The following is a 13,843-nucleotide window of genomic DNA, read 5'->3' as shown; positions in this document are numbered from 1 at the left end:
ATGTGTGGCATCGCAGGCACCTACCGGTGGCCGGACGGGAAGGTCGTGACCGACCGGCTCACCGACACCCTCGCCCACCGCGGGCCCGACGGGGCCGGCCGCTACGGCCACCCCGTCGGCGACGGCGAAGTGCAGCTCGGGCACCGCCGTCTCTCCATCATCGACCTGTCGGAGACCGGCGCCCAGCCGATGGTCCGCGACGGGCTCGCCCTGACGTACAACGGCGAGCTGTACAACGCACCCGAGCTCCGCGCCGAGCTGGAGTCCGCCGGGGTGCGCTTCCGCGGCACCTCCGACACCGAGGTGCTCCTGGAGGCCTGGCGGCGCTGGGGCACGGACTGCCTGCCCCGGCTGCGCGGCATGTTCGCGTTCGGGATCTTCGACGAGCGCACCGGTGAACTGGTGCTCGTACGCGACCAGTTGGGCATCAAGCCGCTGTTCCTGCTGCGACGGGGCGGGGGCCTGGTGTTCGCGTCCGAGCTGAAGGCGCTCGCCACCGCCACCGGAGGAAAGCTGGAGGTGGACGACGCGGCGCTGGTCGCCTCGCTGCTCTACTACTGGGTGCCGGACTCGCGCTGCGCGTACCGCGAGGCGGAGAAGCTACCGCCGGGCAGCTGGATGAGATTCCGGCCCGACGGGCAGGTGGAGCGCGGCCGTTACTGGAATCTCAAGGACGTCGCCGCCGAGGGCCAGGAACGGTACCGCAGCGGTGAACAGCCGGACCTGGCCGCCATCGTCGAGGAGTCGACGAAGCGACACCTGATGTCCGACGTGCCCGTGGCGACCTTCCTCTCCGGCGGCCTCGACTCCAGTTACCTGACCGCGATCGCGGCCCGCCAACAGCCGGGGATCTCCGCGTACACCATCGGATTCCGCGCCGAGGACGCCAAGTTCGAGGCGATGCCGGACGATCTGCGCTACGCCCGGCAGGTCGCCCAGCGGTTCGGCGTCGACCTGCACGAGATCGAGATCGCGCCGAACGTCCTCGACCTGCTGCCGCAGATGACGCACTCCCTGGACGAGCCGATCGGCGACCCCGCGGCGATCAACACGTATCTGATCTGCCAGGCCGCCCGCGAGGCCGGCGTCAAGGTGATGCTCTCGGGGATGGGCGCCGACGAACTGTTCGCCGGATACCGCAAGCACCTGGCCAACCTGATCGCGCTGCGCTACCAGCGCGTGCCCCGGCCGCTGCGGCGCGGGGTGTCCGCGGCCGTGGACCGGCTGCCGGTCGCCACGTCGCGCCGCGGCTTCCGGTCGGTGCGCTTCGCCAAGCGGTTCCTCTCCTTCGCCGATCTGCCGGAGGAGACCGCGTTCCGGCGCAGCTACACCATGTACGACAAGCCGGAGCTGCTCGCGCTGGTCAATCCGGACCTGGCCGGGACGGTCGACGACGTGCTGACCGAGCACGCGGACGTCTACGAGGACAACGAGCTCGACGACTTCGTGAACCGCATGTGCCTGGCCGACGCCCGGATGTTCCTGCCGGGCCTGAACCTCACGTACACCGACCGGTCGAGCATGGCCGCGTCGACGGAGGTGCGGGTGCCCTACGTCGACGTCGAGGTGGTCAAGGCGGCGTTCGCCTTCCCCGGCGACCGCAAGATCGTCGGCCGGCAGAGCAAGGCCGTGCTCAAGGAGGCGGCCACCTCGATCCTGCCCCGCGAGATCGTCCACCGGCCCAAGGGCCTGTTCAGCGCCCCGCTGCGGGCCTGGATGAGCCGGGACCTGGCGCCGCTCGTGCGCGAGGTGATCAACGACGGGGAGCTGGTCAGGTCCGGGTTCCTGCGCCGCGACGCGCTGCAGCGGCTCGCCGCCGCTGACGCCGCCGGGCAGAGCGACTACTCCAAGCATCTGTGGCACGTACTGACTCTCGAGTACTGGTATCGCGACGCGACCTCTGGGTCCGACAAGAGCACTCGGTCAACAGCTTAGGAATTCAGAGGAGTTCGGGTGAAGCAAGTTGTTCAGAACTACAAGAGCGGCGAGTTGGCGGTGCTGGACGTGCCGGTGCCCGGGTGCAAGCCCGGCGGCGTGCTCGTGCGCACCGGCTACTCGCTGATCTCGACCGGGACCGAGTTGATGAAGGTGTCCGAGGCCGGCATGTCGATGCTGGGCAAGGCCCGCTCACGGCCCGACCAGGTCGGCAAGGTCATGCAGAGCGTGGCCACCAACGGCCTGCCCGCCACCTACCGCAAGGTGATGGGCAAGCTCGACTCCTACACGCCGCTCGGCTACTCGCTGTGCGGGGTCGTCGAGCAGGTCGGCGCCGGTGTCGACGACGTGAAGGTCGGCGACCTCGTGGCCTGCGCCGGCAATGAGCACGCGCTGCACGCCGAGCTCAACTGGGTGCCGAAGAACCTCTACGCGCGGGTGCCGGAGGGCGTCGCGCCCAGGCACGCCGCCTTCGGCACCGTCGGCTCGATCGCCCTCCAGGGCGTCCGCCAGGGCGAGCCGCAGCTCGGCGAGACGGCCCTCGTCATCGGCCTCGGCCTGATCGGCCAGCTGGTGGTGCAGCTGCTCGCCGCCTCGGGAGTCCGCGTCGTCGGCGTCGACCCCGACCCGGCGCGCTGCGAACTCGCCGCGGGGCAGGGCGCCGCGGCCTGCGGCGACCCGGAGTCCGCCGACGTGGCGGCGGCCGTCGCCGAACTGACCGACGGCCACGGGGTCGACCAGGTGTATCTGGCGGCCGGCGGCTCCAGCAATCAGCCCGTCGAACTGGCCGCCAAGCTCTGCCGGGACCGCGGCCGCGTCGTCGACATCGGCAAGTGCCGCCTCGACCTGCCCTGGAACGCGTACTACGAGAAGGAACTCGACGTCCGGTTCTCCCGCTCGTACGGTCCCGGCCGCTACGACCCGTCGTACGAGCTGGAGGGGCGCGACTACCCGATCGGCTACGTGCGCTGGACCGAGCGCCGCAACCTCGCGTGCTTCCTCGACCTGCTCGCGCGCGGCAGGGTCGACGTGGAGCCGCTGATCACCCACGTCGCCGACTTCGACGATGCCGTGGAGACGTACCAGCGCCTGAAGGACGGCGAACTCAAGGCCATCACCGCGCTGTTCCGCTACCCCGAGCAGGCCGTGGAGGCCGAGGCGCCCGTGGTCAGCGTGCCCGCGGTGAGCGCCCGGCCGGGTCCGGTGCGGGCCGCCAGGACGCCGGTGCGCCTCGCGTTCGTCGGCGCCGGGAACTACGCGACGTCGATGCTGCTGCCGCACCTCACGGGCCGCGAGGGCGTCGAGCTGGCGACCGTCGTCACCACGACGGCCCTGTCCGCGGCCAACGCGCAGCGCAAGTTCGGTTTTGCCGAGGCGACCACCGACCTCGACGCCGTCCTCGGCGACAAGTCCATCGACGCGGTGTTCGTCGTCACACGGCACAGCTCGCACGCCGACCTGACCCGGCAGGCCCTGCTCGCCGGCAAGACCGTGTTCGTGGAGAAACCCCTCGCACTCAGCGAGGACGAGCTGGCGAGCGTCCTCGCCACGGTGGAGGAGTCCGGCAACGACCGCCTCCAGGTGGGCTTCAACCGCCGGTTCTCGCCGCTGCTGCGCGAGGCCAAGCAGCGCTTCGGCGCCCGCTCGGGCCCTGCACACCTGCGCTACCTGGTCAACGCGGGCCGGCTCGACCACGGCAGCTGGTACCTCCAACAGGGCACCGAGGGCTCCCGGTTCGCCGGAGAGGGCGGCCACTTCATCGACACGGCGAGCTGGCTGCTCGACGCCGACCCCGTCTCCGTGTACGCGACCGCCACGTCCGGCAACGAGGACCTCCAGGTCGTGCTGCGCTACCCGGACGGGTCCACCGCCACCATCAGCTACGTCACCTCCGGCCCGGCGGCCTTCCCCAAGGAGACGCTGGACCTGGTCGCGGACGGCAGGGCGCTGCGGCTCGACGACTTCGTGCGCGCGTCGGTCTACGGCCGCAAGCGCTGGGTCAGCTCCCGGCTCCCCAAGGCCCGGGACAAGGGCCAGAACGCCGAACTGGCCTCGTTCATCAGGGCCGTACGGACCGGCGGCCCGATGCCCGTACCGCTGGAGTCGCTCGTCGCCACCACGGCGGCCACCCTCGCCGTGCAGACGGGACTGGCCGGCGGCGCGCCCGTCACCTTGGCGGGGCCGCGATGACCATGAGCGCGGGCTGGTACCTGCGACGCCTGTCCCGGATGGGGCCGCAGGAGGTCGCGGGCCGGGTGGGCGACGCGGCGCGCAGGCGGCGCTGGCGCTCCGCGCGGCCCGTCTCCCCGAGCGTCTCCGGCGCCCGGTTCACCGCGGTCCTGCCCGAAGGGGCGCTCGCCGCGGTGCCGCCGGAAGCCGTGAAGCGCCTCGTCGCGGAGGCGGACCGGCTGATGTACGGGCACGCCGAGTTCTTCGGCGTGGTCCGCGACGATCTGGTCGACCCGGACTGGTGGCACGACCCGAAGACCGGCCGCCGGGCGCCGTTCGGCTACGCGTTCGGCGTGCCGTACCGGGACGAGGACGTGGTCGGTGACATCAAGCAGATCTGGGAGCCGTCCCGCCACCAGTACCTCACCCGGCTCGCCGCGGCCTACGCGCTCACCGGGGACGAGCGGTACGCCGAGCGCGTGGCCGAGCACCTGCGGTCGTGGTGGGCGGCAAACCCGCCGCTGCGCGGTGTGCACTGGATCAGCGGCATCGAGCTGGGCATCCGGCTGTTGTCCTGGGTGTGGATCCGGCGGCTGCTCGACGGCTGGCCGGGCGTCTTCGACCTGTTCGAGGACAACTCCGTGGCGGTGCACCAGATCTGGCACCACCAGCGCTGGCTCGCCGCGTTCCCCAGCCGTGGCTCATCGGCGAACAACCACGTCATCGCCGAGGCCGCCGGGCAGTTCGCGGCGTCCTGCGCGTTCGACTGGTTCCCCTCCTCGCGGCGCTGGCGGGCGGGCGCGCTCAAGTCGCTGGAGCGGCACCTGCGCGGCAACACCTTCCACTCCGGCCTCAACCGTGAACTGGCCACCGAATACCACGGCCTGGTCCTGGAGTTGGGCCTGGCGGCGGTCGCCGAGGCGGACGCGGCCGGAGTGCCGCTGCCCCCGACCGTACGGATCGTGCTGCTGCGGATGACCGACGCGCTCGCGGCCGTCGTCGACAACCGGCTGCGGCCGCCGCGCCAGGGCGACGCGGACGACGGACACGGACTGATGGTGGACGGCGCGGGCACCGACCGCTGGGGCTCGCTCCTCGCCACCGGGGACGCCGTGTTCGGCCGGCTCGACTGGTGGCCGGAGGTGGCCTCGACCGATGTGCGCACCCCGCTGCTCGCCGCGTTGATCAAGCCCGGCGCACCCACCGTGCGGCGTCCGGCGGCCCGACCGGCGCACTTCGCGGACGCAGGGCTCACCATCCTGCGGGGGCAGGGGAGGGCGGGCGAGATCTGGTGCCGCTGCGACGGCGGACCGCACGGCTTCCTGTCGATCGCCGCGCACGCCCACGCGGACGCGCTGTCCGTGGAGGTCCGGCACGACGGCGTCGACGTCCTCGCCGACCCGGGGACGTACTGCTACCACGGGCAGCCCGAGTGGCGGCGCTACTTCCGCTCGACCGTCGGCCACAACACCCTGGACCTTGACGGCGCCGACCAGTCCGAGTCCGGCGGCCCGTTCCTGTGGACCCGGCATGCGCGCACCGAGGTCCTGGAGGCGGGCGCGGACCGCTGGCGCGCCGAACACGACGGCTACCGGCCCGCCGTGCACCGCCGCCGCGTCGAACTGAACGTAGAGACACAGAAGTTGACAGTCGTCGACGAGGTGGACGGGCCGCGCCGCGACATGCGCCTGGCGTTCCACCTCGGGCCGGAGGTCACCGCGGAGCTGTCGGGCACCCGGGCGCTGCTGGCCTGGACCCGCGACGGCGAGGACCGCTCCGCCGAGATCGAGCTGCCCGACCGGCTGACCTGGCAGGCGCACCGCGGCGAGACCGAACCACCGCTGGGCTGGTACTCCGCCGGCTTCGGCCGCAAGGAACCCGCCACGACGCTGATCGGCAGCGGATCAGCCGACGGCGCGGGGGAGTTCACCACCGTGCTCAGGTTCCTGGGCTAGAGGGGAGGGGAGAGACGTGGGTATCAAGTGGCGGCACTGGGCGGGCCCCGCGGCACCGCTGACGCTGGTCCTGCTGGCGGCGACGGGCTGCACGAGCACGTCGGACGCCGGATCCAAGGCGTCGGCGTCGCCGAGCAGGTCGGGGGCCAGGGCGGCCGTGGCCCGCGTCTGCGACAAACCGTCGGGCGGGCCCGAGAAGGCGCCGAAGGGCGCGGTCACCGTCGACCCCAAGAAGGTCAACGACCTGGCCGAGAAGACCAAGAGCAACCCCGCGGGCACCACGTTCTGGCTGCGGCCCGGCAAGCACCGCCTCGAGTCGGCGCGCTACGCACAGGTCATCCCCAAGAAGGGGAACCGCTATATCGGCGCGCCCGGCGCGGTGCTCGACGGCCGGAAGGTCAACCAGTACGCGTTCGGCGGCCATGCCCGTGATGTCGTCATCCGCTCCCTGACGGTGGAGCGCTTCGTCCCGCAGCAGAACGAAGGCGTCGTCAACCCCGGTTCGGCCGACGGCTGGGTGATCGAGCACTCGACGATCCAGCGCAACGCGGGCGCCGGGATGATGACCGGCGACCGCCAGAAGATCCGCTCCAACTGCCTGCGCGACAACGGGCAGTACGGCGTGAACGGCTACAAGGAAGGCGACACGGCCCGCGGCCTGGTCATCGAGGACAACGAGGTCGTCGGCAACAACACCGACAACTGGGAGAAGAAGCAGCCCGGCTGCGGCTGCACCGCCGGCATGAAGTTCTGGGCCGTCAAAAGCGCCGACATCCGCGGCAACTGGGTGCACGACAACCGCGGAGTCGGGATCTGGGCCGACAACAACAACAACGACTTCCTCATCGAGGACAACCTGATCGAGGCCAACGACGGCGCCGCCCTGATGTACGAGACCAGCTACAACGCGGTCATCCGGGACAACACGATGCGGAAGAACAACTGGATCAGTGGCGGCAAGCCGGCCAAGCGCGGCGACAGCTTCCCGTACGGGACGATCTACATCTCCGAGGCGGGCGGTGAACCACGGGTCAAGGCCCGCACCGACAAGCTCGAGATCTATCGGAACCTGATGGAGAACAACTGGAACGGCATCACCCTCTGGGAGAACTCCAACCGGTTCTGCAACAGCCCCGCCAACACGTCCACCGGTGAGTGCACGCCGATGGTGAAGGACGTCAAGACCTGCGCCCGGCCGGCGATCACGAAGCCACCGCTCTACGACGACTGCCGGTGGAAGACCCAGCGCGTCGACATCCACGACAACCGCTTCGTCCTCGACACCTCCGTCGTCAAGTGCACGGACAACTGCGGCCGCATGGGGATCCTGTCCGTCTACGGCTCCTATCCCGACTGGTCGCCCTACAAGGGCAAGCGGGTCGCCCGGGCGATCACCCTGAAGCAGGACAACCGCTGGCACGACAACACGTACCGCGGACCGTGGACCTTCGTCGTCGAGGACATGAGCCGGGTCATCGACCGCGGGGACTGGCAGGACGCGCCGTACAAGCAGGACGCGGGCAGTACCTTCGGCCGGAAGGCCGGTGGCTGAGATGGAAGAACGACAGACACCCGCCACACCGAAGTCCGTCGGCATCGTCTGGCTGCTGCTCGGCATCAACACCATGGGCTCCGCGGGAGCGAAGACCATCCTTCCGCTGCCGCGCTCCGTCATCCAGCTGATCACGATGGGCTCGCTGGTCGCCGCGTTCGCCCTGGCGCTCGCGCTCAACAGGCGGCTGCGGATCAGGCCCAGCGCCTTCGTGTTCCTGCTGACCCTGCTGCTCGTGCCCAGCGTGATCTCCAGCCTGGGGGTCGGCCCCGGCGGGCTGTTCCGCTGCACCCGCCTCGCGCTCTTCATCGGTACCCTGTGGCTGCTGAGCTGCTGGTGGGACGGCAGCCTGACCTTCGTCCGGTACCACATCCGGATGTACTCGGGGATTCTCCTGACGGTGGTCGTGGGCCTGGCCGTCTCACCGGGCGCGGCGATGCCCGAGCTGTACGGCGGGCGGCTCGTCGGCGCGCTGTGGCCGCTCACCCCGCCGCAGATCGGCCAGTACACAGCGGTGATCATCGGACTCACCGTGCTGCTGCTGGTCGGCCGCCGGATCGACAGGACGAGCGCGGTGGTGGTCATCGTCCCGTCCCTCGTGCTGCTCGCGCTCACCCACACCCGGACGGCCACGGTCGGCCTGCTCGCCGGGCTCGTGCTGGCGATCTGCTCCCTGCTGCTGACCAGTGCCGCTGCCCGCCGCTTTTTCGCGTGGTCGGTGCTCGTGGTGACGGTGGCCGGCGTGGGCTTCGCCTCCGCGCTCCAGGCGTGGTTCCTGCGCGGACAGAACAAGGAGTACTTCACCAGCCTCACCGGCCGGGCCAAGGTCTGGGACGCGTTGCTGGCCGCGCCCCGGTCGAACGCGGAGCAGTTCTTCGGCGTGGGCCTCGGCGACAAGTCGTTCGGCGGGCTGCCGATCGACAACAGCTGGCTGGCCGCCTACAACGAACAGGGCCTCATCGGTGTCACCCTCGTCGCGGCCGTCCTCATCGTCCTCGGGGGCGTCGCACTGCTGCGGCCGCCGTCGCTGCAGAGGGCCTGCGCGATCTTCCTGATCAGCTATGTCGCCCTGTCGTCGTACACCGAGGCGGGCCTGGGCGACGCCTCGCCGTATCTGCTGCATCTGGCCCTGGCCGCAACGCTGTTGGCGGTCCCCGCGGAGGCCGCCCCGTTCCAGGCACCCCCGGTGCCCGGACGGTACACCCCGCGCTGGGCCAGGGAACGGGAGGTGAGCTGACCATGTACATACTCGTGGTGCACAACCGCTATTCCTCGGGGCAGCCGAGCGGTGAGAACCGGGTCGTCGACGAGGAGGTCGCGCTGCTGCGCGCGGCGGGCCACCGGGTCGAGTTGTTCGAACGGCGCAGCGACGACATCGCGGACCGGTCGCTGCTCGGCAAGGTCGCGGTGCCGCTGCTCGTGCCGTGGAACCCGGCGGTCCGCAAGGAACTGGCCGCCAAGCTCCGCGCCGACCGCCCCGACGTGGTGCACGTCCACAACGTCTTCCCGCTGCTGTCGCCCGCGGTCCTCGCCGCCTGCGCCGACGCCGGGGTGCCCGCCGTCGCCACGCTGCACAACTACTACCAGGTGTGCCCGCCCGGCACGCTCCAGCGGGACGGCCGACTGTGCACGGACTGCATCGGCTCGCGGCTGCCGCTGCCGGCCGTGCGGCACGGCTGTTACCGGGGCTCCCGCCTTGCGACGGTGCCGCTCGCGGTCAACCTGACGGTCAACCGGCGGCGGTGGTGGACGGGCGTCGAGCGGTTCTTCTGCATCTCCGCGGCGCAGCGCGACGTCCTGGTGCGCTCCGGCCTGCCGTCCGAGCTGCTGACCGTGAAGCACAACTTCGTACCCGACCCGGGCGCCGGCAGGGAGGGCGACGGTGAGCAACTGCTCTACCTCGGCCGCCTCGCGGAGGCCAAGGGCGTGCGGGTGCTCATGGCCGCCTGGGACATCATCGCCGCGGAGGGCGGGGTGGGCGTGCCGCTCGTGCTCGCGGGCTCCGGACCGCTGGAGGGCGAGGTGCGCGGTTGGGCGGAGGGCCGGGACGACGTGCGCTACGTCGGGCTGCTCGAACCGGACGAGGTCCGCAAGGCTGTCGCCCGGTCGGTCGCGGTGGTCGCGCCCTCGCTGGCCCCGGAGACCTTCGGCCTGGTGGTCGCGGAGGCGATGGCGGCGGGGGTCCCTGCCATCGCGTCCGGGCACGGCGCGTTCGTCGAACTCGTCGAGGACGGCGGCACCGGGCTGCTGCACCGGCCGGGCGAGCGCACCTCGCTCGCGTCCTGCCTGCGCCGAATCACGGCCGACCCCGCCGCCAACCGGCAGATGGGACAGGCCGCCAGGCTCCGCTACGAGCAGGGCTTCAGCCCGGCCGTCGGGCTCGCGCGCCTGGAAGAGGAGTACCGCTCCGCGATCGCGGGCCGGTCGGAACAAGGAAACACCGCACAAGGAAACACATGGGGGACGGAATCAATGGGGGGCAGTAAATGACACAGTGCCGACTCTGCGGCTCGGTGACGCTGGCGAGCGTCGTCGATCTGGGGGCGACACCGCCGTGCGAGAGCTTTCTCGCCGCGGACCAACTGGACGCGCCGGAGCCCGCGTTCCCGCTGCACCTGCGGGTCTGCACCGAGTGCTGGCTGGCGCAGATCCCGCCGCTGATCACGCCGGAGGAGACGTTCAAGGAGTACGCGTACTTCTCGTCGTTCTCGACGTCCTGGGTGGAGCACGCGCGCACGTACGTCGCCGACGCCGTTCAGCGCGCCGATCTCGGCCCCGACGCCTTCGTGGTCGAGGTCGCGAGCAACGACGGCTATCTGCTCAAGCACGTGGTGGACCGGGGGATCCGCTGCCTGGGCATCGAGCCGTCCGTCAACGTCGGCGCCGCCGCGCGCGACAACGGTGTGCCCACGCTCACCGAGTTCCTGTCGCCCCAGGTCGGCGCGGACGTCCGCAAGGAGCACGGCCCGGCGAACCTCGTCGCGGCGAACAACGTGTACGCGCACATCCCCGACGTCGTCGGCTTCACGCAGGGCCTGCGCGCCCTGGTGGCCGACGACGGCTGGGTCTCCATCGAGGTGCAGCACCTGCTGACGCTGATCGAGGAGAACCAGTACGACACGATCTACCACGAGCACTTCCAGTACTACACGGTCGCCTCCGCGATCCGGGCGCTCGCCAGCGGCGGACTCGCCCTCGTGGACGTCGAGTTGCTGCCCACCCACGGCGGCTCCATCCGGCTGTGGGCGCGGCCCGCCGAGGTGGCGGGGGAGCCGAGTCAGCGCGTGGTCGACGTACTCGCCCGGGAGAAGGAGGCCGGCCTTCAGGAGCTGTCCGGGTACACCGAGTTCTCCGCCCGGGTCGCCAAGGTCCGCCGCGACCTCCTCAAGTTCCTGATCACAGCGGCCGAGGAAGGCAGGACGGTCGTCGGCTACGGCGCGCCCGGCAAGGGCAACACGCTGCTCAACCACTGCGGCATCCGCCCCGACCTGCTCGCGTACACGGTCGACCGCAACCCCTACAAGCACGGCCGGTTCACCCCCGGCACCCGGATCCCGATCCTGCCGCCCGAGCGGATCGCCGAGGACAAGCCGGACTACGTCCTGGTCCTCCCGTGGAACCTGCGGGCCGAACTGACCGAGCAGCTGTCGTTCGTGAACGAGTGGGGCGGCCGCCTCGTCTTCCCCATCCCGGAACTGAGCGTCGTCGAGGTGCCCGCGAAAGAGGTAACAGCATGAAGGTCGTTCTGTTCTGCGGCGGCTACGGGATGCGGATGCGCAGCGGCGCCGACGACGACGTGCCCAAGCCGATGGCGATGGTCGGCCCCAGGCCGCTGATCTGGCACGTCATGCGCTACTACGCGCACTACGGGCACAAGGAGTTCATCCTGTGCCTCGGCTACGGGGCGCACCACATCAAGAACTTCTTCCTCAACTACGAGGAGACGACGTCCAACGACTTCGTGCTGCGCAACGGGCGGGCCGAGCTGCTGTCCAATGACATCGCCGACTGGACGATCACCTTCGCGCAGACCGGCATCGAGTCCCCGATCGGGGAACGCCTGCGCCGGGTGCGCCACCACCTCGACGGCGACGAGATGTTCCTCGCCAACTACGCCGACGTGCTCACCGACGCCCCGCTCGACGAGATGGTCGACCGGTTCGCGGTGCGCGACGCCGGCGCGTCGATGATGGTGGTCCCGCCGCAGTCCTCGTTCCACTGCGTGGACCTGGGCGAGGACGGCCTCGTCGGCGGCATCACCGCGGTCAGCGACATGCCGCTGTGGGAGAACGGCGGCTACTTCGTGCTCCGCCAGGAGGTCTTCGACCACATCCCGGAGAACGGGGACCTGGTCGCCGACGGCTGCGCCCAACTCGCCAAGCAGGGACGCCTCGTGGCGCACCAGCACCGCGGCTTCTGGAAGCCCACCGACACCGTCAAGGAGCGGGCCGCGCTCGACGCCGGCTACACGCGCGGTGACCGCCCGTGGGCCGTGTGGGAGCGGGACGACGCAGGGGTGAGCGCGTGATCCGGCTCGGAGCCGGCCGCCCCGGCCGGATCGTCGCGGTGGGCGCCCACTGCGACGACATCGCCATCGGCGCAGGCGGCACCCTCCTGACGCTGTGCCGGGCACACCCCGGACTGCGCGTCGACGCACTGGTGCTCTCCGGCGGCGGAACCGGGCGCGAGCAGGAGGAGCGGGCCGCGCTCGCCGCCTTCTGCCCGGGCGCCGACCTGCGCCTGACCGTGCACAAGCTGCCCGACGGACGGCTGCCCGCGCACTGGGAGGAGGCCAAGTCCGCGGTCGAGGAGCTGCGCCTGCAGTCCGACCCGGACCTCGTCCTCGCCCCGCGCGCCGACGACGCGCACCAGGACCACCGCGGCCTCGCGCAGCTGATACCCACCGCTTTCCGTGACCACCTCGTGCTCGGCTACGAGATCGTCAAGTGGGACGGCGACCTCGGCCGGATGTCCGCGTACCAGCCGCTCGCACCGGAGATCGCCGAGGACAAGGTGCGGCTGCTGCAGGAGCACTACGCCTCGCAGCGGCACCGCCCCTGGTACGACCGCGAGGCCTTTCTCGGCCTCGCCCGGATCCGCGGCATCGAATGCCACGAGCGCTACGCAGAGGCGTTCGCCGTCACCAAACTCACGCTCGACCTGGGCGCTCCCGCAGCGGGCGCCCTCACTCTGGGGGACTGAACCTTGCGCGTACTACTGACCGGACACCAGGGCTACCTGGGCACCGTGATGGCCCCGGTCCTCAAGGCCGCAGGACACGATGTCGTCGGCCTCGACTCCGGCCTGTTCGCCGACTGTGTCCTCGGCCCTGCCCCCGACGACCCGCAGGGGCACCGGGTGGACCTGCGCGACGTCACCGCCGAACACGTGGCCGGGGTGGACGCCGTGATCCACTTGGCGGCGCTCTCCAACGACCCGCTCGGCTCGCTCGCGCCGGAACTCACCTACGACATCAACCACCACGCCTCCGTCCACCTGGCCCGCTTGGCCCGCGAGGCCGGCGTCAAGCGTTTCCTCTACGCGTCGACGTGCTCGGTGTACGGCGCGGCGGGCGGCGACGAACTCGTGGGCGAGGAAGCCCCGTTGCGCCCAGTGACCCCGTACGCGGAGTCCAAGGTGCGCGTGGAGGACGACCTGCACGCGCTGGCGGACGACGACTTCACCCCGGTGTACATGCGCAACGCCACCGCCTTCGGCTTCTCGCCGCGGCTGCGCGCCGACATCGTGCTCAACAACCTGGTGGGCCACGCGCTGCTCTCCGGCGAGGTGTTGGTGCTCTCCGACGGCACGCCGTGGCGCCCGCTGGTGCACGCCGCCGACATCGCCCGCGCCTTCACGGCCGCGCTGAGCGCGCCCCGCGAGGCGGTGCACGACCGGGCGTTCAACATCGGCAGCGAGACCAACAACGTCACGGTCGCCGAGATCGCCGAGCAGGTCGCCGAGGCGGTGTCGGGGGCGAAGGTGCGCATCACCGGGGAGAACGGCGCCGACCCGCGCTCCTACCGGGTCGACTTCACCCGCTTCCGCACCGCGATACCCGGCTTCGACTGCGAGTGGAACGTCAAGCGCGGCGCGCTCGAACTCTGCGACGCCTACCGGAACTTCGGCCTCACCAAGGACGACTTCGACCGCCGCTTCACCCGCCTCGCCGTGCTGCGCGCGGCGTCCGAGGCCGGCGCCGTCGACGACACCCTGCGGTGGCGCCCGTGAC

The 13,843-nt window shown here is 71.0% G+C and carries 10 protein-coding genes; all 10 read left to right on the top strand.

Annotated elements, in window-relative coordinates:
• The 10 genes from asnB to ACOKM3_RS01410 are packed head-to-tail and all read left to right on the top strand — an operon-like array spanning nucleotide 1 to nucleotide 13,842.
• Entirely contained in the window at nucleotides 1–1,935 is a 1,935-nt protein-coding gene (gene asnB, locus ACOKM3_RS01455; protein ID WP_426896049.1) for an asparagine synthase (glutamine-hydrolyzing), read from the top strand.
• Between the two features lie 18 nt (nucleotides 1,936–1,953).
• Nucleotides 1,954–4,125: a bi-domain-containing oxidoreductase gene (locus ACOKM3_RS01450; RefSeq protein ID WP_426896047.1), complete on the top strand. Its 2,172-nt coding sequence runs from the start codon at nucleotides 1,954–1,956 to the stop codon at nucleotides 4,123–4,125.
• Entirely contained in the window at nucleotides 4,122–6,059 is a 1,938-nt protein-coding gene (locus ACOKM3_RS01445) for a heparinase II/III family protein (protein ID WP_426896046.1), read from the top strand. The genes ACOKM3_RS01450 and ACOKM3_RS01445 overlap by 4 nt, the downstream gene beginning before the upstream one ends.
• A gap of 16 nt (nucleotides 6,060–6,075) precedes the next feature.
• The gene (locus ACOKM3_RS01440) at nucleotides 6,076–7,611 is read left to right on the top strand and encodes a right-handed parallel beta-helix repeat-containing protein (RefSeq protein ID WP_426896045.1); all 1,536 of its coding nucleotides are present in this window, start codon (nucleotides 6,076–6,078) and stop codon (nucleotides 7,609–7,611) included.
• A 1-nt stretch (nucleotide 7,612) separates the two neighbouring features.
• Entirely contained in the window at nucleotides 7,613–8,848 is a 1,236-nt protein-coding gene (locus tag ACOKM3_RS01435; protein WP_426906660.1) for an O-antigen ligase family protein, read from the top strand.
• Nucleotides 8,849–8,850: 2 nt separating this feature from the next.
• Complete coding sequence (locus ACOKM3_RS01430; protein ID WP_426896043.1) at nucleotides 8,851–10,101, top strand: glycosyltransferase; 1,251 nt, start codon at nucleotides 8,851–8,853, stop codon at nucleotides 10,099–10,101.
• Nucleotides 10,098–11,348 carry a class I SAM-dependent methyltransferase gene (locus ACOKM3_RS01425; RefSeq protein WP_426896041.1) on the top strand — a complete coding sequence of 417 codons (1,251 nt, stop codon included), beginning with the start codon at nucleotides 10,098–10,100 and terminating at the stop codon, nucleotides 11,346–11,348. Before ACOKM3_RS01430 ends, ACOKM3_RS01425 begins: the two co-directional genes overlap by 4 nt.
• Complete coding sequence (locus tag ACOKM3_RS01420) at nucleotides 11,345–12,139, top strand: glycosyltransferase family protein (protein ID WP_426896039.1); 795 nt, start codon at nucleotides 11,345–11,347, stop codon at nucleotides 12,137–12,139. The genes ACOKM3_RS01425 and ACOKM3_RS01420 overlap by 4 nt, the downstream gene beginning before the upstream one ends.
• Nucleotides 12,136–12,813, top strand: coding sequence for a PIG-L deacetylase family protein (locus ACOKM3_RS01415; protein ID WP_426896037.1), 678 nt, complete (start codon nucleotides 12,136–12,138; stop codon nucleotides 12,811–12,813). Before ACOKM3_RS01420 ends, ACOKM3_RS01415 begins: the two co-directional genes overlap by 4 nt.
• Nucleotides 12,814–12,816: 3 nt before the next feature.
• A complete protein-coding gene (locus tag ACOKM3_RS01410) occupies nucleotides 12,817–13,842 on the top strand; it encodes an NAD-dependent epimerase/dehydratase family protein (protein WP_426896035.1) in 1,026 nt (341 codons plus the stop codon).
• The last annotated feature ends 1 nt before the right edge of the window (nucleotide 13,843 follow it).

Origin of the sequence: Streptomyces nidicola, from assembly GCF_050106155.1 — a bacterium.
GTDB lineage: Bacteria > Actinomycetota > Actinomycetes > Streptomycetales > Streptomycetaceae > Streptomyces.
The sequence above is the reverse complement of the archived record's forward strand: the minus strand, read 5'-3'. Positions and strand labels throughout refer to the sequence as shown.